The sequence below is a fragment of the Streptomyces sp. NBC_01142 genome (assembly GCF_026341125.1).
Classification (GTDB): Bacteria; Actinomycetota; Actinomycetes; order Streptomycetales; family Streptomycetaceae; genus Streptomyces.
In genome coordinates this window covers 1,989,471-2,008,259 of record NZ_JAPEOR010000001.1, presented here as the reverse complement: position 1 = coordinate 2,008,259, position 18,789 = coordinate 1,989,471, and the positions used below count along the sequence as shown (strand labels likewise).

The following is an 18,789-nucleotide window of genomic DNA, read 5'->3' as shown; positions in this document are numbered from 1 at the left end:
CGCCGCCCGTATCCGGGCCGGTCAGCTCGCGGGCGGCGCTCCGGCCGTGGTGATGGTGAACAGGGCGCCGTCGGGATCGCGCAGCATGGCCTTGTCGACGGCGGGCAGCTCCGGCCGGGAGACCAGGCTGCCGCCGGCCGCCAGGGCCGCCTCGACCGACGCGTCCACATCCGGCACGCGGAAGTGCACATGCCAGCGAGGCCGGATCCGCGGGTCGGGGGCGGCCTGGACCGCACCGCTCCGGATCTTGGCGACGACGCGGTCCTCCTGGCGCAGGACCGCCTGGTCGTTCTCGTAGGCGAGGCTGCTGCCGCTCTCGCCCTCGGGGGCCCAGCCGAGGGCGCCGGAGTAGAACCGGGCGGCGGCGTGCGCATCGCGCGTATGCAGCTCCAGCCAGGCCGGTGCGCTGCCGCGGCCGACCGACCAGTCGGTGCGCACGGAGCCCTCCCAGATGCCGAAGGCGGCTCCGTCCGGGTCGGTGGCCAGCGCGGCCCGGCCGGAGTAGAAGGCCAGCGGTCCCACCGCCACGGTGGCACCGCGCTCCCTGATCCGGGCGGCGGCCTCGTCCGCGTCGGCGACGGCGAAATACGGCGTCCAGGAGACCGCCACCTGCAGCGAAGAGGCCAGCGCACCGATGCCCGCGACGGGCAGTCCGTCGGTGAGGGCAACGGAGAAGCCCTCACCGAACCCTGCGGGCCGGAAGGTCCAGCTCAGCACCGCACCGTAGAAGTCCTGCGCGGCAGGGAGCTCGCGCGCCAGCAGACTCACCCAGCACGGAGCCCCGGCGACTGCGCCCGAATTCTGCATCACGTCTCACCCCACGGGTCACGCTAGACCTCTTCCGTCCGCGATGCCCGCCTACGACACGGCCCGCGCCGCATCCGCGAAGGTGTCGAGAAAGTGTGCGTGGGCGGTGGCACTGCACGGAATCTCGGGATTCCACGGCACCACGCGCGCCCGGCCCGCGAGGACCTGCCACGCCTCGACTCCCCCGAGCCGGCCGAGCGGCAGAGCGTTGGCCCGTACGTCCGCCAGCACGATGTCGGGCTCCAGTGACGCGGCCGCGGGCCAGTCGACGGTGGACCAGTTGACGCCCGGCCCCCACTCCGGTTCCACGAGGGTCACGCCGCGGTCGGCGAGCGCCCTGAGGTCCGGCCAGGCGCGCGGCTTCGCGAGGTGGACGCTGTCCGCCGCGGCGGGCGACAGCGCCAGCACCCGTACGTCAGTGGCTCCGGCGGCCACCATGCGCAGCCGGCGCTCCGCACGGTCGAGTTCCGCCGCCCCCGACAGGTCCTCCTGCGCGCCGAGCGAGAGGGCCAGCGCCGTGAAGCGGGCGCGCAGATCGCCGAGCGAGCGTCCCTGGCCCACGTCCAGCACCACCAGGGGGACGCGTTCTTCGACATGCTTGGCCGTGTCCGGATCCAGGCCGTACACCTGGTCGCCGCCGTAGGTCACGGCGACCACGAGGTCGGGGTCGGCCCGTAACAGGGCTTCCGCGTCGGCGAGTCGGGCTCCCGCTCCGAGATAGGCGATCTCGTCGAGCGGCAGGGCACCGCCCTTGGCCGCATCGGCGCTGTCGCCGTCGTGGTGGGAGCCGAAGAGCCCCACCGGGCGTATGCCGTGGTCGAACAGTGCCGCTCCGGCCTGGATGTACGCAGCCATCCGCGACGGCACCCGTGGTGCTGCCGCCAGGCGACCGCGGTCGTCCAGGAATTCCCATGCCGTGTCCGTGTGTTGCGCCATGCCGTCCGCACCCCTGTCTTCCGCTGTCTTCCACCGGTTACAGATCGCGAGGTCTCCCCCAGGGCTGTCGACGTGTGACTGCCCTGCCGCCTCCCCGGTCACGCCTTCAAGTCATCGGTGTTTCAACGATGTCGAGGACCGGGCGAAGGGGATCGGGCAGGACGGGTCGGGCCAACGGGGTCGGGCGAACAGGTCCGGCGAACGGGTCTGGCGCAGTGCGGGAGGGCGGGAGGGCTCAGACCGGAGCCGGCGCCGCGGGCAGGGACACCTCGAAGCGGCAGCCGCCGCTCACATTGCGTACGTCGGCGTGGCCCGCGTGCGCCTCGACGATGCCGCGGACGATCGCGAGGCCGAGACCCGCGCCCGCCGGGGGCGTACGCGCCTGGGTGCCGCGCCAGCCGGTGTCGAAGACGCGGGGAAGGTCCTCCTCCGGGATGCCACCGCAGCCGTCGGTGACGGAGAGGACCACCCATTCCTCGCGGCGTTCCGCGGCGACGGCGACCGTGCCGTCGGCGGGGGTCCTGCGGATGGCGTTGACCAGCAGGTTCGCGAGGACGCGGGTCATCTCCTTGCCGTCCACCTCGACCGGAAGCGCCTCGACGGCGTCGCCGACGAGCCGTACGCCGTTCTCGCGCGCGAGCGGGTCCGCGCCGGCAAGCGCCTCGCCGACCAGGTCGTACACCGACATACGGGTCGGCGTCAGAGCCAGCGCGCCCGCGTGGATGCGGGAGAGTTCGAAGAGGTCGCCGACCATCGAGTTGAGACGGTCGACCTCGGTACGGATCTGGCGGAAGTAGCGCTCCGGGTCCTGGACGACGCCGTCCTCCAGGGCTTCGGACATCGCGCGCAGCCCGGCCAGCGGGGTGCGCAGGTCGTGGGAGATCCAGGCCACGAGTTCGCGGCGGGAGGTCTCCAGGGCACGTTCGCGCTCCCGGGAGGCGGCGAGCCGGTCGCTGGTGGCCGCGAGTTCCCGGCTGACGGCCGCCAGTTCGGCGGTGGAGGCGCCGTCGGGGGCGGCAAACCCATCGCCGTCGCCGAACGAGCGTGCGGCCAGCGCCAGTTCGCGGCTGCGAGCAACGACCCAGCGGCCGAGCAGCAGGGCGGTGGCGAGCGAGACGACGGCCGCCATCGCCACGACCGTGGTGACAACGGTGAGGTCGTGCGCGGAGAGGAACATCGCCTGCGCGACGGCGAGTGTGCCGGCGAGCATCGCGGTGACGGCGACGGCGGCGACGACCGTGAGGGAGACAGTGACGGAGCGGTGGCGCAGCAGGCGCAGCACCAGGGCTCCGAGGAGGCCGGCGGCCGCTGCCCCGAGGAAGGCGAAGAGCGCGATGAGGAGCATGTCCCGCACGGTGATCAAGCTCCTTCGCGCCGCGACAGGGGCGCGGGTGGCACGTCCCCGGCCGGATCCCCCGGTACGCCCCGGTCGGCGTCTGCTCTTACGTCTGCTTGTACGTCTCTGTCACCGGGCACGTCGAAGCGGTAGCCCACCCCCCACACCGTCTGGATCAGCCGCGGCCGTGCCGGATCGTCCTCGATCTTGCCGCGGAGCCGCCTCACATGGACGGTGACCGTCGACAGATCGCCGAACTCCCAGCCCCACACGTCCTGCATGAGCCGCTCCCGGCCGATCGCGCGGCCCGGGTGCCGCATCAGGTGGGCGAGCAGGTCGAACTCGCGCAGGGTCAGGGCCAGTTCGCGGCCGTCCTTGGTGGCCCTGCGGGCGCCCGGGTCGAGCACGATCCCCGCGGCCGCCAGCTCGGGACCCGTCGGCCGTTCCACCGCCGCACCGCCCCGGCGCAGTACGGACTCGACCCGCAGCACCAGCTCGCGCGGGCTGAACGGCTTGGTCACATAGTCGTCCGCCCCCACCTCGAGACCCAGGATCCGGTCGTCCTCGTCGCCGCGGGCGGTCAGCATGATCACGGGTACGGGGGCGAGATCACCGGCCCGGAGCCGGCGGCACACCTCCAGGCCGTCCATGCCCGGCAGCATCAGGTCGAGGACGACGAGGTCGGGCCTGTGGGCGGCGGCGAGGCGGAGTGCCTGCGGACCGTCGGCGGCCCGGTCCACGGTGCAGCCCGCGCGCTCCAGATAGCCGGTGACGACCTCGGCGACGGTCGGATCGTCGTCGACGACCAGAATCTTGTGCATACCGCCAGTGTCCTCGTACGGAGCAGGGTCCACCGCACGCGCAGTCTTACGAAAGGATGACGTCCGGCGTCCCAGCAGCGTCCGATTCGTTCAAGACCTCCGGCCCGGCCCTTGTCTACGTTGGGGTCATGACTCCACAACTCGACGCGATCGGCCTCGTCGTCTCCGACATGGCCGCCTCACTCGCCTTCTACCGCCGCCTCGGCCTGGACATCCCCGCCGACTCCGACTCCGCGCCCCACGTCGAGGCGACGCTGCCCGGCGGGCTGCGCGTCCTGTGGGATACCGAGGAGACCGTCCGCTCCTTCGACCCGGAGTGGACCCGCCCCACGCGCGGCGGCGAACGTCTCGGACTCGCGTTCCGCTGCGACAGCCCCGCCGAGGTCGACTCGGTGTACGCCGACCTGATCGCGGCAGGTCACCAGGGCCATCTCAAGCCCTGGGACGCCTTCTGGGGGCAGCGCTACGCGATCGTCCTCGACCCCGACGGCTGCGGTGTCTCGCTCTTCGCCACTGCGGCGTAGGCGCTGAGGGTGATTCCTGCCAGGTCACGCATCTCGCGGGCCAGATGCGCCTGGTCGGCGCAGCCCGCGGCGAGTGCCGCCCCGGCGTAGGGCACACCCTCCCGTACGAGGCTGAGCGCCCGCTGCAGCCGCAGAACCCGGGCCAGCGTCTTGGGTCCGTACCCGAAGGCGTCCAGGGAGCGCCGGTGCAGCTGCCGGGCACCGAGGCCGACCGTGTCCGCGGCCCCGGCGACGGTGCCACCCGCCTCCAGATGCCGCACCACGGCGCTCAGCAGCGGGTCGGGCGGCCCGGACCGGGCCGTCCGCCGCAGCGCCACGGCCTCCAGTTCGGCCACCGGGTCCGCGGCCGCGTCGATCCGCTCGGTGAGCCGGCCGGCTTCGGCCCCGCCCCACAGGTCGGCGAGGTCCACCCGCCGGTCGCGCAGCTCGTGCGCCGGTACGCCGAAGAACGCGGGCGCGGTGCCGGGCGCGAAGCGCACCCCGGCGAAGCTCGCGCCCCAGCCGCCCGCCGGGACGTAGGCATGGGTGTCGGGGCCGGCCACGAACAGCCTGCCCTCGCTCCACAGCAGATCCATGCAGCCGTCGGGCAGCACCGGGTACACAGCACCGGCGCGGAGGTCCGTGGTCCGCGTCCAGACGACGGCACCGTCGATCCGCGACGCCCATTCCTCGTACACACCACCGAGGCTACGGCTCCGGCGGTACGGTCCGCGCCCGCTTACCCCCCGCCCCCTAGTCATCTCCGCCGTTGCGGGGCTCCTTCTCGCGGCCGTTGTCCCGTCCCGTGTGCAGCCGCGACTTCACATCGTCCGGCGGCAGGAACCGCGACCACCGCTCCGGGAACTCGGAGGGCATGTCCCCGTCGTCGTCCTCGTCGTCGTCCTCGTCACCGAAGACATGGGCCGCCCTCGCCCGGGCGACGAGCTCCGCCGCGTGGGCGGCGCGTACGCGCTCGTTGGCGGCGCGGGCCGCGGCCGTGGCGACCGACGGCCAGACACGGTCGATCGCGGCGTTCACGGCCGCGCCCACCAGTACGGCGAAGGCGGTGAGGCCGATCCACAGCAGGACGGCGATGGGGGCGGCGAGCGAACCGTAGATCGTGGGGCCCTCGACCGTGCTGGTGAGGTAGATGCGGAGCAGGAAGCTGCCGAACACACCCATTCCGAGCGCCACCAGCGCTCCGGGCACATCCTCGATCCACGGGGACCGGACGGGGACGGACACGTGGTAGAGCGTGGTGAGGAACGCGATCGAGAGCAGGCTGACCACCGGCCAGTACATGACGCTGACGACTTCCGTGCCCCAGGGGATGAACTCCACGACCCGGTCGGGCCCCACCACCGCCAGCGGCAGCACCACCGCGCCGATCAGCAGCGCCACGATGTAGAGCAGGAAGGCGAGCAGCCGGGTGGCGACGATGCCGCGCTGGCCGTCCAGCCCGTACATCACGGTGATGGTGTCGATGAAGACGTTCACCGCGCGCGAGCCCGACCAGAGGGCGATGGCGAAGCCGATGGAGATGATGTCGGGACGGCCGCCGTGGGTGACGTCCTCCAGCAGAGGCTTGGCGATCTCGTTGACGCCCCGGTCGGACAGGACCGTGCCGACCGCGCCCAGGATGTTCTCCTCGATGGAGGCGACGGTCGTGGTGTTGGTCCAGTCGTCGATGTAGCCGAGGAGGCCGATCAGGCCGAGCATGAGAGGCGGCAGGGACAGCAGCGTGAAGAAGGCCGCCTCGGCCGCGAGACCGAGGATGCGGTACTCGATGCACGAATTCACGGTGTCCTTGAGCAGCAGCCATGCCATCTTCCGCTTGGAAACGTTGCGGTAGAGGACTCGGGCCCGGTGAAGTCGGCCCGACGGCCGCTCGGGTGTTTCATTTGCTGCCTGCACCTCCTTACCGTAGCGGCATGGCAGCCACCACCCACACAGTGACCAACCAGGCTCCGCCCCTGGTCGGGTACGACGTCTACACCGCCGACCGGGCACTCTCGGAGGCTGTGGAGCGGCATGTCGCACCCGGCCTTTTCGACGGGATGCGGGAGGAGCTCGCGCTGCTCGGTCGCACCGCGGGCTCCGCGCAGGCCCAGGAGTGGGGGGTTCAGGCCAACGAGAACCTGCCGAAACTCCGCACCCACGACCGCTACGGAAACCGGATCGACGAGGTCGACTTCCATCCGGCCTGGCACCGCCTGCTGGGGAAAGGCGTCACCGCGGGGCTGGTGAGTGCCTGGGGCAGGCCCGCCGGCCATGTGCGGCGCGCGGCCGGATTCCTGGTGTGGACGCAGGTGGAGGCCGGGCACGGCTGTCCGCTCTCCATGACGCATGCGGCGGTGCCGGCGCTGCGTACGGATCCGGCGCTGGCGGCCGAGTGGGAGCCGCGCCTCACCTCGCAGCTGTACGAAGAGGGGCTGCGGCCGGTCGCACAGAAGTCCGGGGTCCTGTTCGGGATGGGAATGACGGAGAAGCAGGGCGGCAGTGACGTCAGGGCCAATACGACGCGGGCCGAGCCGATCGCCGGCAGTGACGGGGAGTATCTGCTCACGGGGCACAAGTGGTTCTGCTCCGCGCCGATGTGTGACGGCTTTCTGGTGCTCGCCCAGGCGGCAGAAGGTCTGACGTGTTTCCTGGTTCCCCGGGTGCTGGAGGACGGGACCCGGAATGTGTTCCGGATCCAGCGCCTCAAGGACAAGCTGGGCAACCGTTCCAATGCGTCGAGCGAGGTCGAGTTCGAGGGGACGTGGGCGCGCCGGGTCGGTGAGGAGGGGCGCGGGGTGCGCACCATCATCGGGATGGTGGCGGCGACCCGGCTCGACTGTGTCACCGGGTCGGCCGCGCTGATGCGCCAGGCCGTGGCGCAGGCGATCCACCACACCGCGTACCGCAGCGCGTTCGGCGGGCTGCTGATCGACAAGCCGCTGATGCGCAACGTACTGGCCGATCTTGCACTGGAGTCGGAGGCCGCCACGACGCTCGCGCTGCGGCTCGCCGCCGCGTACGACGCCGATACGGACGAGGAGCGCGCGTTCCTGCGTCTTGCGGTGCCTGCCGCCAAGTACTGGGTGACCAAGCGCTGTACGCCCCTGGTCGCCGAGGCCCTCGAGTGTCTGGGCGGCAACGGCTATGTCGAGGAGTCGGGGCTGCCGCGGCTGCTGCGCGAGTCTCCGCTCAACTCCATCTGGGAGGGTTCGGGGAACGTCCAGGCACTGGACGTCCTGCGGGCGCTCCAGCGTGAGCCGCAGGCGCTGGACGCCTTCCTCAAGGAGGTCGGCACGGCGTACGGCGCCGATCACCGGCTGGACCGGGCGATCAAGGGTCTGCTGACCGAACTGGCCGATCTGAACGGCATCGAGGCGGGGGGACGCCGGCTCGTCGAGCGACTCGCACTGGTGCTGCAGGCGTCGCTGCTGGTGCGGTGGGCGCCGCCGGAGGTGGCGGACGCGTTCTGCGCCTCACGGCTCGGCGGGGACTGGGGCACGACCTTCGGCACGCTGCCCCACACGCTGGATCTGCGGTCGGTAGTCGAGCGGTCGCGGGCCGTGATCTGACGCGGGCCCAGGACTGGCGCGGGCTGGGGACTGGCGCGGGCCGGGGTCCGAAGGCCCCGGCCGCACCTCTCACGATGTCGGGGTGGTGCTGCGCCGACACGGCACCACCCCGCGCGCTGTCATGCGCTCCGCGGACAGAGCGGTGCGGTGCATGACCACCGGCGAACCGGTGTTCCGTCACCTTCGTACAGGCGCACGCCCGTTCGCGAGGGTTGCAAAGGGTTGCAGCGTTGTGGCCCATATCGCCGCGCACGGCAACGGGGAAGGGCACGATTGAGCCAGCCCCCGTTACTTTCTTCGTGGCCCTGAAACGGGGCTCCTGGCCTCCGGGCCCGGCATGACTGTTGCCCCCTGTCGAAGTGATGACCTGGGGGGTGGTGTCACCGGGTCCGGGGCACCGTCTGACCGCTGATGAGAGGCCCGACCGTCACCCGGCCGAGCGCAACGCCCGGCCGTTGAAGGGTGGCAGGTCTGCGTAACGTGGATGCGCGCGCTCGGTGCCGGTGGGTGAGGCCGGGACGGAACGACCACCCTCGGGGGGTGCGGTGCTCGACACCGGTGAAATCGCGGTCTTCCTCGGCCTGGACGTCGGCAAGGGCGACCACCACGGCCACGGCCTGACAGCGGGCGGCAAGACCGTCTACGACAAGCGGCTGCCCAACAGCGAGCCGAAACTGCGGGCCGTGTTCGACAAGCTCACGGCCAGGTTCGGCCGCGTGCTGGTCATCGTGGACCAGCCCGCATCGATCGGCGCCCTGCCGCTCGCGGTGGCCCGGGACGCCGGCTGCCACGTGGCCTACCTGCCAGGGCTGGCGATGCGGCGGATCGCCGATTTGTATCCCGGTGAGGCCAAGACCGATGCCCGCGACGCGCACGTGATCGCGGACGCCGCCCGCACCATGCCTCACACCCTGCGGGCCCTGGAACTGGCCGACGAGACCGCGGCCCAGCTTACCGTCCTGACCGGCTTCGACCAGGACCTCGCCGCCGAGGCTACCCGCACCAGCAACCGGCTCCGCGGCCTGCTCACCCAGTTCCACCCGAGCCTGGAGCGAGTACTGGGGCCCCGCCTGGACCACCAGGCTGTGACGCACCTGCTGGAACGCTTCGGCTCGCCCGCCGCCCTGCGTAAGGCCGGACGCCGCAGGCTCGTGAACCTGATACGGCCCAAGGCCCCGCGCATGGCCGAACGCCTGGTGGACGACATCTTCGACGCGCTCGACGAACAGACCGTCGTGGTCCCGGGCACCGGCACCCTGGACGTGGTCGTGCCCTCGCTGGCCCGCTCGCTGGCCGCCGTCCACGAACAACGACGCGCTCTGGAAGCCCAGATCGGCGAGCTGCTTGAGTCGCACCCTCTTTCCCAGGTCCTGACCTCGATGCCCGGAGTCGGTGTCAGGACCGCCGCCACCTTGCTGGTCACCATCGGCGACGGCACCTCGTTCCCCACTGCCGCCCACCTTGCCTCCTACGCCGGCCTCGCCCCGGCAACGAGGTCCTCCGGATCCTCCATCCACGGCGAACACGCCCCCAGAACAGGCAACCGGCTCCTGAAACGGGCCATGTTCCTCTCCGCGTTCGCCGCCCTGCACGACCCCGCCTCCCGCACCTACTACGAACGGCAAAGAGCCCGCGGCAAGACCCACACACAGGCCTTGCTCCGCCTCGCCCGCCACCGCATCAGCGTGCTGTTCGCCATGCTCCGCGACGGCACCTTCTACGAATCCCGCACCCCCGAGACAGCCACCGCATGACCTGCTCAGGCTTGACGAAGGACATAGAGGCACCCCCCCCACCACCGGACGCTGGCGTCGCCCAGGAGGACCCAGTGCAGAACACATCTCTCGACATGGCCAGACTCGCTGCCATGGACAGTGCGGAAGCCACCCGGCTGCTGAAGGGCGTACGAGACGCAACGCTCGCGGGACGCCACTCCCGCCTGGCTCCGCGAGCGGACATCAGCGAGTCCTGGCAGCGGATGCTGCGCGGTGGCGTGGACCCCGACCGGGACCGCAGAGCCGGGCTGCTGCCGCTGGAGGAGTTGGAACGCCGCCGCCTCGCCTCGCCCCTGCGGGAGGTGCTGCCGGTGCTGCGCGAAGGCCTGGTGTCCGTCGCGGAGGCCGCGCACCACATCATGGTCGTCGCGGACACGGAGGGGCGGCTGCTGTGGCGTGAGGGCAGCGCGGCCGTGCTGCGCAAGGGTGACTCGCACGGCTTCGTCCCGGGCGCCGACTGGAACGAGTCGCTGGTCGGCACGAACGGCGTCGGCACTCCCCTGGTGTCCGGGCGGCCGGTCCAGGTGCACTCCGCCGAGCACTTCGTCGCCACTCACCACACCTGGACCTGCGCGGGGGCTCCGATCACCGATCCGCGGGACGGCAGGCTGATCGGCGTCGTCGACATCAGCGGACCGCTGTCCACCATGCATCCGGCCACGCTCTCCCTGGTCACCTCGGTCGGCCGGCTGGCGGAGGCCGAGCTGCGCAACCGGCACTTCGAGGCGCTGGACCGGCTGCGCTGCGTGGCGTCTCCGCTGCTCGCGCGCGTGGGCGGACGGGCGCTGGCCCTGGACGGCAACGGCTGGCCGGCCGCCGTCACCGGGATGCCGCCGACCGGACGGCTGCGGCTGCCGAAGTCCGTCCGCGGCGGCCGGCTCTGGCTGCCCTCGCTCGGTATGTGCGCGATCGAGCCGCTGCCGGGCGGCTGGCTGGTGCGGGTGGACGACGAGCAGGTGGCGGCGGTACCGGGGCGGGTGGTGCTGGATCTGAGCAGGCCGCGGCGGCCTTCTGTCACCGTCTCGGGTACGGCGGGCAGCTGGGCGCAGGAGCTGAGCCCGCGCCATGCCGAGCTCCTCTTTGTGCTGGCGCTGCACCGGGACGGGCGGAGCGCGGCTCAGCTCGCGCAGGAGATCTTCGAGGACCGGACGCGCACGGTGACGGTGCGGGCCGAGATGTCGCGGCTGCGGCGCCATCTCGCCCATGTCCTGGCGCACCGCCCGTACCGCTTCGTGGAGGAGGTGGAGGTGGAGGTGATCAGGCCGGAACACCCGGCCGGTCTGCTGCCGCACTCGACGGCCCCGGCGGTGGTGAGCGCGCGTACGGACCGGGGATGAGTTGGCCGGATCGCGACGCCATGGTTCCCTGGCGCGCATGAGCACAACTGTGACCACCTGGTCCCTGGAGCAGACCTCGCACGCCGATCTGCGGCCGTCGGCCGTGCCCGAAGGGGATCTGCGGATCGTTCGGGCCGAGGTGCCCTCGCCCGAGTTCAGCCGCTTTCTGTACACGGCCGTCGGCGGTGACATCCACTGGACCGACCGGCTCGATATGACGTACGCGCAGTGGGAGGAGGCGCTCGGCCGGCCGGGCACCGAGACCTGGGTGGCGTACGAGAAGGGGACACCGGCCGGCTATGTGGAGCTGGAGGCGCAGGACGAGGGTTCCGTCGAGATCGTCTACTTCGGGCTGATCCCCGCGTTCCGGGGACGGCGGATCGGCGGCCATCTCCTCTCGTACGGAATCGCCCGGGCCTGGGACCTCGCCGAGCGCCACCCGAGCCTGATACCGACCAAGCGGGTCTGGCTGCACACCTGCTCCAAGGACGGCCCGCACGCCATGGACAACTACCTGCGGCGGGGCTTCACCCTCTTCGACACCAGGACGGAACAGGAGCCGGAGACGGCCGCTCCCGGCCCCTGGCCAGGCGCCCACGGCTGAGTGACGGGCAACACACTGTCTCGCGATGCGGGACAGTGTTGTCCAGATTCTGGACGACGGTGGACTCGTCTCGGATCGCCGTGACACGCTTCCGTCATGTCTCGAGCTGGAATTGCCTTGGTGAGTCGGCGGCACGTCGACCTCGGCCGCATGTCCAGCGCCATCTGTCCGGCCTGCTGAAGCCCAGCACAGCCGCGCTTTCACCGCCCTCAGCACCAGCCCCTGCGCACCGCCGCGCCCTCGCGCGAGTGTGCAGCTCAGAGCCGCCCTCCTGCAGTGTCGAAGGACGTACCGCCATGGCCGCCATCCCCGAAACGCCCAGCTCCGCCGCGCCCCGCCGCAAGGCCGGACGCCACCGCGGCGAGGGCCAATGGGCCGTTGGCCACCTGACGCCGCTCAACGCCAATGAGCAGGCGAAGAGAGACGACGACGGTCTCAATGTGCGGACACGCATTGAGACGATCTACGCCCACCGCGGCTTCGACTCGATCGACGGCGCCGACCTGCGCGGACGTATGCGCTGGTGGGGGCTGTACACCCAGCGCAAGCCCGGCATCGACGGCGGCAAGACCGCGATCCTGGAGCCGGAGGAGCTGGACGACAAGTACTTCATGCTCCGCGTCCGTATCGACGGCGGGCGGCTGACCACCGAGCAGCTGCGGGTCATCGGCGAGATCTCGCAGGAGTTCGCGCGCGGGACGGCCGATCTCACCGACCGGCAGAACGTGCAGTACCACTGGATCCGGATCGAGGACGTCCCGGAGATCTGGAAGCGCCTGGAGGCCGTGGGGCTGTCCACGACCGAGGCCTGCGGCGACACTCCCCGGGTGATCCTCGGGTCCCCCGTGGCCGGCATCGCCGAGAACGAGATCATCGACGGCTCGCCCGCCATCGACGAGATACAGCGCCGCTTCATCGGCAACCCCGACTTCTCGAACCTGCCGCGCAAGTTCAAGTCCGCGATCTCCGGCTCCCCGCAGCTGGATGTCGCGCACGAGATCAACGACATCGCGTTCGTGGGTGTCAACCACCCCGAGCACGGCCCCGGCTTCGACCTGTGGGTCGGCGGCGGGCTCTCCACCAACCCCAAGCTCGGTGTCCGGCTGGGCGCCTGGGTGCCGCTCGACGAGGTGCCCGACGTGTTCGGCGGCGTCATCGGCATCTTCCGCGACTACGGCTACCGCAGGCTGCGCACCCGCGCCCGGCTGAAGTTCCTGGTCGCCGACTGGGGCCCGGAGAAGTTCCGCCAGGTCCTCGAGGACGAGTACCTCAAGTACACGCTGATCGACGGTCCCGCCCCCGAGCAGCCGACCGGCACGTGGCGCGACCACCTCGGCGTGCACCGGCAGAAGGACGGCCGCTTCTACGTCGGCTTCGCCCCGCGCGTCGGCCGCGTCGACGGCACGACCCTGACGAAGATCGCCGAGGTCGCCGCGGCGCACGGCTCGGGACGGCTGCGTACCACCGCCGAGCAGAAGATGATCGTGCTCGATGTGGCGGAGGACCAGGTCGAGTCCCTCGTCTCGGGTCTTGAGTCACTGGACCTGCGGGTCAACCCCTCGCCGTTCCGGCGGGGCACGATGGCCTGCACCGGCATCGAGTTCTGCAAGCTGGCGATCGTCGAGACCAAGGCGCGCGGCGCCTCGCTGATCGATGAACTCGAGCGCCGCATCCCCGAGTTCGACCACCCGATCACCATCAACATCAACGGCTGCCCCAACGCCTGCGCCCGTATCCAGGTCGCGGACATCGGTCTCAAGGGTCAGCTGATGCTGGACGAGGACGGCAACCAGGTCGAGGGCTTCCAGGTGCACCTGGGCGGCGCGCTGGGCCTGGAGGCCGGTTTCGGCCGCAAGGTCCGCGGTCTGAAGGTCACCTCCGCGGAGCTGCCCGACTACGTCGAGCGGGTCCTCGCGCGCTTCCAGGCGGAGCGCGAGGAGGACGAGCGCTTCGCCACCTGGGCGGCGCGTGCTTCCGAGGAGGCGCTGTCATGAGCGAGCGCGCCGCACCCTTCTACTGCCCGTACTGCGGCGACGAGGACCTGCGTCCCCACGAGCAGGGCCACGGCGCCTGGGAATGCGGGGCATGCAATCGAGCCTTCCAGTTGAAGTTCCTCGGACTGCTGTCCCGGGGAGTTCAGCGCAACGACGGTGGAGGGGACGAGATATGACGATGGTTCAGGAAGATCTCAGGGCACTCGCCGAGCGGGCGGGCCGTGAGCTCGAGGACGCCGCACCGCTCGACATCCTGAAGTGGGCGGCCGACACGTTCGGCAAGCGCTTCTGCGTCACTTCCTCGATGGAGGACGCGGTGGTCGCCCACCTCGCCTCCCGTGTCCTGCCCGGCGTCGACGTCGTCTTCCTCGACACGGGGTACCACTTCCCCGAGACCATCGGGACCCGGGACGCGGTCGAGGCCGTGATGGACGTCCATGTCATCACGCTCACACCGCGGCAGACGGTGGCCGAGCAGGGCGCCGAGTACGGCCCGAAGCTGCACGACCGCGACCCCGACCTGTGCTGCGCCCTGCGCAAGGTCAAGCCCCTCGAAGAGGGCCTGACCGGGTACGACGCGTGGGCGACGGGCCTGCGCCGCGACGAGTCCCCCACCCGGGCGAACACCCCGGTCGTCGGCTGGGACGAGAAGCGGCAGAAGGTCAAGATCTCCCCGATCGCCCGCTGGACGCAGGACGACGTGGACGCGTACGTCGCCGAGCACGGCGTTCTCACCAATCCGCTGCTGATGGACGGTTATGCCTCCGTAGGCTGCGCACCCTGCACCTTCCGGGTGCAGGAGGGCGAGGACGCCCGGGCCGGCCGCTGGGCCGGCCGGGCCAAGACGGAATGCGGGCTGCACGGCTGATGACGACCCACGACGACAACGCGAACCAGCAGGAGAACCACGTGACGGGGGCCACCATCTGGCTGACCGGTCTGCCGAGCGCGGGCAAGACCACCATCGCCTACGAGCTGGCGGACCGGCTGCGCGCGGACGGACACCGGACCGAGGTGCTCGACGGCGACGAGATCCGCGAATTCCTCTCCGCGGGTCTCGGCTTCAGCCGCGAGGACCGCCACACCAACGTCCAGCGGATCGGCTTCGTCGCCGAGTTGCTGGCGTCCAACGGGGTCAAGGCGCTCGTCCCGGTCATCGCGCCGTACGAGGAGAGCCGCGAGGCCGTGCGCAAACGCCATCAGGGCGAGGGCACCCCGTATCTGGAGGTGCATGTCGCAACTCCCGTTGAAGTCTGCTCCGTTCGTGATGTCAAGGGTTTGTATGCTAAGCAGGCGGCCGGCGAGATCAGCGGGCTGACCGGCGTCGACGATCCGTACGAGGAGCCGCAGAACCCGGACTTGCGGATCGAGTCGCACCACCAGACCGTGCAGGAGTCCGCAGCCGCACTCCACGCACTGCTCACCGAGAGGGGCCTGGCATGACGACTGCCGCCACTGTGCACGAGACTGCAGACAACTCCGAGCACTCCAGCCCGTACGCGCTCAGCCACTTGGACGCCCTGGAGTCCGAGGCGGTCCACATCTTCCGTGAGGTGGCGGGCGAGTTCGAGCGGCCGGTGATCCTCTTCTCCGGCGGCAAGGACTCGATCGTCATGCTGCATCTGGCGCTCAAGGCGTTCGCGCCGGCGCCGGTCCCCTTCACGCTGCTGCACGTGGACACCGGGCACAACTTCCCCGAGGTCCTCGAGTACCGCGACCGCGCGGTCGCCGAGCACGGGCTGCGGCTCCATGTCGCCTCCGTACAGGAGTACATCGACGCCGGGAAGCTGCGCGAGCGTCCCGACGGCACCCGCAACCCGCTGCAGACCGTGCCGCTGACCGAGGCCATCCAGCAGCACCGCTTCGACGCGGTGTTCGGCGGCGGCCGCCGGGACGAGGAGAAGGCTCGTGCCAAGGAGCGGGTGTTCTCGCTGCGGGACGAGTTCTCGCAGTGGGACCCGCGCCGGCAGCGCCCGGAGCTGTGGCAGCTCTACAACGGCCGCCACGCGCCCGGTGAGCACGTCCGGGTCTTCCCGCTGTCCAACTGGACCGAGCTGGACGTCTGGCAGTACATCGCCCGCGAGAAGATCGCGCTTCCCGAGATCTACTTCGCACACGAGCGCGAGGTCTTCCAGCGCGCCGGCATGTGGCTGACCGCCGGAGACTGGGGCGGCCCCAAGGACAGCGAGAGCGTCGAGACGCGTCTCATCCGCTACCGCACGGTCGGCGACATGTCCTGCACCGGCGCCGTCGACTCCGACGCCACCACGCTGGACGCCGTGATCGCCGAGATCGCCGCCTCCCGGCTCACCGAGCGGGGCGCCACCCGCGCCGACGACAAGATGTCCGAGGCCGCGATGGAAGACCGCAAGCGCGAAGGGTACTTCTAGAGATGACCAGCACCACGGAGCAGTTGACCGAGCAGCTCTCGGCCACCACCCTGCTGCGCTTCGCCACCGCCGGGTCCGTAGACGACGGCAAGTCGACCCTGGTGGGCCGGCTGCTGCACGACTCCAAGTCGATCCTCACCGACCAGCTGGAGGCCGTCGAGGCGGTGTCCCTGAGCCGCGGCCAGGAGGCCCCGGACCTGGCGCTGCTCACCGACGGTCTGCGGGCCGAGCGTGAGCAGGGCATCACCATCGATGTCGCGTACCGCTACTTCGCCACCGCGCGCCGGCGGTTCATCCTCGCCGACACCCCGGGCCACGTGCAGTACACCCGGAACATGGTCACCGGTGCGTCCACCGCCGAACTGGCCGTGGTCCTGGTCGACGCGCGCAACGGCGTGGTCGAGCAGACCCGCCGTCACGCCGCCGTCGCCGCCCTGCTGCGCGTCCCGCATGTCGTCCTCGCCGTGAACAAGATGGACCTCGTCGAGTACGCCGAGCCCGTCTTCGCCGCGATCGCCGAGGAGTTCACCTCGTACGCCGCCTCCCTCGGCGTCCCCGAGATCACCGCGATCCCGATCTCCGCGCTCGCCGGCGACAATGTGGTGGAGCCCAGCGCCAACATGGACTGGTACGGCGGCCCGACCGTGCTGGAGCACCTGGAGACGGTCCCGGCCAGTCACGACCTGACCGGTTGCCATGCCCGGCTGCCGGTGCAGTACGTGATCCGCCCGCAGACCGCCGAGCACCCCGACTACCGCGGCTACGCGGGCCAGATCGCCGCCGGGACGTTCCGGGTCGGCGAGCAGGTGACCGTCCTGCCGTCCGGCCGCACCTCGAAGATCGCCGGGATCGACCTGCTCGGCGAGGCGGTGGACATCGCCTGGACCCCGCAGTCCGTCACCCTCCTGCTGGAGGACGACATCGACATCTCCCGCGGCGACCTGATCGTGCCGAGCGGCGACGCGCCCGCGACCACGCAGGACGTCGAGGCGACGGTCTGCCATGTCGCCGACCAGCCGCTCGCCGTCGGCCAGCGGGTGCTGCTCAAGCACACCACCCGTACGGTCAAGGCGATCGTCAAGGAGATCCCGTCCCGGCTGACCCTCGACGACCTCTCCCAGCACCCGAACCCCGGGCAGCTGGTCGCCAATGACATCGGCCGCGTGAAGGTCCGTACCGCCGAGCCGCTCGCGCTCGACTCGTACGCCGACTCCCGCCGCACCGGGTCCTTCCTGCTGATCGACCCGTCGGACGGCACCACCCTGGCCGCCGGTATGGCGGGCGACTCCTTCGCCACGGCCAAGGCCGTGCAGGCCGCGGACGACGACGCGGAGTGGGACTTCTGATGAGCATCGACATGTACGCGACCTTCGCGAAGGAGGGCGGCCGCGTCGGCAGCGGCGCCCTCGGCGCGGGAACGGGCGGGGTGGCGCGATGTGCGTGATGACGTACGCGCACTGCCTGCGCGCCCGCACCCCCCACGAGCCGTACCTGCACCGACGAAGACATGCCGACTTCCCGGCCGCGTCCCGCAACAGCCGTAGGACGTAAGAACCGGGCCACCGAGAGGAACACCTCCCGTGCCTGCCATCCGCATCACCTTGCGCCGCAGCCTCGCCGCAGCCGCCGCCCTGCCACTGCTGGCCGTGGCGCTCACCGCCTGCGGCTACGGCTCCGAGGCGAAGAAGGACGACAAGGTCGCCCCCGCCGCCAAGGGCGAGAAAATCGGTGGGCTCGACGAGGTGAAGATCGGTTACTTCGCCAACGTCACCCACGCCACCGCCCTGGTCGGCCTCCAGGAAGGCCTGATCCAGAAGGAGCTCGGCGGCACCGCGATCAAGCCGCAGGTGTTCAACGCGGGCCCGTCCGAGATCGAGGCGCTCAACGCCGGCGCCATCGACATCGGCTGGATCGGCCCCTCCCCCTCGATCAACGGCTTCACCAAGTCCAAGGGCCAGAACCTGCGGATCATCTCCGGTTCTGCCTCCGGCGGTGTCTCGCTGGTCGTCAACTCCGACAAGATCAAGTCCCTGGACGACCTCAAGGGCAAGCGCATCGCCACCCCGCAGCTCGGCAACACGCAGGATGTGGCACTGCTCAACTACCTGTCGGAGAAGGGCCTGAAGGTCGACGCCAACACCGGCAAGGGCGATGTCACCGTCGTCCGGCAGGACAACAAGGAGATCCCGGCCTCCTTCGAGTCCGGCGCGCTGGACGGCGCCTGGGTGCCCGAGCCCACCGCGTCCAAGCTGGTCGCGGGCGGCGGCAAGGTGCTGCTCGACGAGAAGAAGCTGTGGAAGGACGGCAAGTTCGTCATCACGAACGTGATCGTCTCCCAGAAGTTCCTCGAGGAGCACCCGGATGTCGTCGAGGCCGTGCTGCGCGGCTCGGTGAAGACCAACGCGTGGATCACCGCCAACCCCGACAAGGCCAAGGCCTCGATCAACAGCAGGCTGAAGGCGGACTCCGGCAAGGAGCTGCCGGCCGAGGTGATCGACCCGGCGTTCAAGAACGTCGAACTCCTCAATGACCCGCTCGCCTCGACGCTGCGCGACGAGGCCGATCACGCGGTCAAGGCCGGTCTGCTCGAGGACCCGGTGCTCGACGGCATCTACGACCTGACGCTGCTCAACAAGGTGCTGAAGGCCGAGGGACAGCCCGCGGTCGCCGACGCCGGCCTCGGCGTCAAGTAACCGCAGTCAATCGCCGTAACGCCC

At 70.8% G+C, this 18,789-nt stretch carries 19 protein-coding genes; 13 read left to right on the top strand and 6 right to left on the bottom strand.

The annotated features are described in order from the left end of the window. Positions 1 to 21 precede the first annotated feature (21 nt). The 4 genes from OG883_RS09215 to OG883_RS09200 form a co-directional block, all read right to left on the bottom strand. Complete coding sequence (locus OG883_RS09215) at positions 22 to 807, bottom strand: VOC family protein (protein ID WP_266537485.1); 786 nt, start codon at positions 805 to 807, stop codon at positions 22 to 24. 51 nt (positions 808 to 858) lie between these two features. Further along, on the bottom strand, positions 859 to 1,743 hold the full coding sequence (locus tag OG883_RS09210) for an ABC transporter substrate-binding protein (RefSeq protein ID WP_266537483.1): 885 nt from the start codon (positions 1,741 to 1,743) through the stop codon (positions 859 to 861). 235 nt (positions 1,744 to 1,978) lie between these two features. After that, the gene (locus OG883_RS09205; protein ID WP_266537482.1) at positions 1,979 to 3,097 is read right to left on the bottom strand and encodes a sensor histidine kinase KdpD; all 1,119 of its coding nucleotides are present in this window, start codon (positions 3,095 to 3,097) and stop codon (positions 1,979 to 1,981) included. Positions 3,098 to 3,102: 5 nt separating this feature from the next. Further along, on the bottom strand, positions 3,103 to 3,900 hold the full coding sequence (locus OG883_RS09200; RefSeq protein ID WP_266537480.1) for a response regulator transcription factor: 798 nt from the start codon (positions 3,898 to 3,900) through the stop codon (positions 3,103 to 3,105). Between the two features lie 128 nt (positions 3,901 to 4,028). On the opposite strand from OG883_RS09200, the gene OG883_RS09195 reads away from it, so the two are divergent. After that, positions 4,029 to 4,424, top strand: a complete 396-nt coding sequence (locus tag OG883_RS09195) for a VOC family protein (RefSeq protein WP_266537478.1) — start codon at positions 4,029 to 4,031, stop codon at positions 4,422 to 4,424. Here the strand turns inward: OG883_RS09195 and OG883_RS09190 are convergent. Both OG883_RS09190 and OG883_RS09185 read right to left on the bottom strand, forming a co-directional pair. Continuing rightward, positions 4,364 to 5,101: a DUF6597 domain-containing transcriptional factor gene (locus OG883_RS09190; protein WP_266537475.1), complete on the bottom strand. Its 738-nt coding sequence runs from the start codon at positions 5,099 to 5,101 to the stop codon at positions 4,364 to 4,366. The genes OG883_RS09195 and OG883_RS09190 overlap by 61 nt on opposite strands. Before the next feature lie 55 nt (positions 5,102 to 5,156). Then, complete coding sequence (locus OG883_RS09185) at positions 5,157 to 6,317, bottom strand: YihY/virulence factor BrkB family protein (protein WP_266537473.1); 1,161 nt, start codon at positions 6,315 to 6,317, stop codon at positions 5,157 to 5,159. 17 nt (positions 6,318 to 6,334) lie between these two features. Between OG883_RS09185 and OG883_RS09180 the strand changes: the two genes are divergently transcribed. The 12 genes from OG883_RS09180 (at position 6,335) to OG883_RS09130 (ending at position 18,765) form a co-directional block, all read left to right on the top strand. Beyond that, on the top strand, positions 6,335 to 7,972 hold the full coding sequence (locus tag OG883_RS09180; protein WP_266537470.1) for an acyl-CoA dehydrogenase family protein: 1,638 nt from the start codon (positions 6,335 to 6,337) through the stop codon (positions 7,970 to 7,972). 545 nt (positions 7,973 to 8,517) lie between these two features. Next, positions 8,518 to 9,726, top strand: a complete 1,209-nt coding sequence (locus tag OG883_RS09175; protein ID WP_266534610.1) for an IS110 family transposase — start codon at positions 8,518 to 8,520, stop codon at positions 9,724 to 9,726. A gap of 74 nt (positions 9,727 to 9,800) precedes the next feature. Further along, positions 9,801 to 11,084, top strand: coding sequence for a helix-turn-helix domain-containing protein (locus OG883_RS09170; RefSeq protein ID WP_266537463.1), 1,284 nt, complete (start codon positions 9,801 to 9,803; stop codon positions 11,082 to 11,084). Positions 11,085 to 11,121: 37 nt separating this feature from the next. Further along, on the top strand, positions 11,122 to 11,688 hold the full coding sequence (locus OG883_RS09165) for a GNAT family N-acetyltransferase (RefSeq protein ID WP_266537460.1): 567 nt from the start codon (positions 11,122 to 11,124) through the stop codon (positions 11,686 to 11,688). 96 nt (positions 11,689 to 11,784) lie between these two features. Next, the gene (locus tag OG883_RS46760; protein ID WP_323180923.1) at positions 11,785 to 11,868 is read left to right on the top strand and encodes a putative leader peptide; all 84 of its coding nucleotides are present in this window, start codon (positions 11,785 to 11,787) and stop codon (positions 11,866 to 11,868) included. Between the two features lie 116 nt (positions 11,869 to 11,984). Continuing rightward, complete coding sequence (locus tag OG883_RS09160) at positions 11,985 to 13,682, top strand: nitrite/sulfite reductase (RefSeq protein WP_266537458.1); 1,698 nt, start codon at positions 11,985 to 11,987, stop codon at positions 13,680 to 13,682. Beyond that, a complete protein-coding gene (locus OG883_RS09155; RefSeq protein WP_266537456.1) occupies positions 13,679 to 13,858 on the top strand; it encodes a hypothetical protein in 180 nt (59 codons plus the stop codon). Before OG883_RS09160 ends, OG883_RS09155 begins: the two co-directional genes overlap by 4 nt. After that, the gene (locus OG883_RS09150) at positions 13,855 to 14,550 is read left to right on the top strand and encodes a phosphoadenylyl-sulfate reductase (protein WP_266537454.1); all 696 of its coding nucleotides are present in this window, start codon (positions 13,855 to 13,857) and stop codon (positions 14,548 to 14,550) included. The genes OG883_RS09155 and OG883_RS09150 overlap by 4 nt, the downstream gene beginning before the upstream one ends. Beyond that, a complete protein-coding gene (gene cysC / locus OG883_RS09145) occupies positions 14,550 to 15,125 on the top strand; it encodes an adenylyl-sulfate kinase (RefSeq protein ID WP_266537451.1) in 576 nt (191 codons plus the stop codon). Before OG883_RS09150 ends, cysC begins: the two co-directional genes overlap by 1 nt. Next, positions 15,122 to 16,072 (top strand): sulfate adenylyltransferase subunit CysD, encoded by a 951-nt coding sequence (gene cysD / locus OG883_RS09140; RefSeq protein WP_266537448.1) that lies wholly within the window; start codon positions 15,122 to 15,124, stop codon positions 16,070 to 16,072. The genes cysC and cysD overlap by 4 nt, the downstream gene beginning before the upstream one ends. Before the next feature lie 2 nt (positions 16,073 to 16,074). Next, positions 16,075 to 17,418, top strand: a complete 1,344-nt coding sequence (locus tag OG883_RS09135) for a sulfate adenylyltransferase subunit 1 (RefSeq protein ID WP_266537445.1) — start codon at positions 16,075 to 16,077, stop codon at positions 17,416 to 17,418. 234 nt (positions 17,419 to 17,652) lie between these two features. Further along, on the top strand, positions 17,653 to 18,765 hold the full coding sequence (locus OG883_RS09130) for an aliphatic sulfonate ABC transporter substrate-binding protein (protein ID WP_266537442.1): 1,113 nt from the start codon (positions 17,653 to 17,655) through the stop codon (positions 18,763 to 18,765). The last annotated feature ends 24 nt before the right edge of the window (positions 18,766 to 18,789 follow it).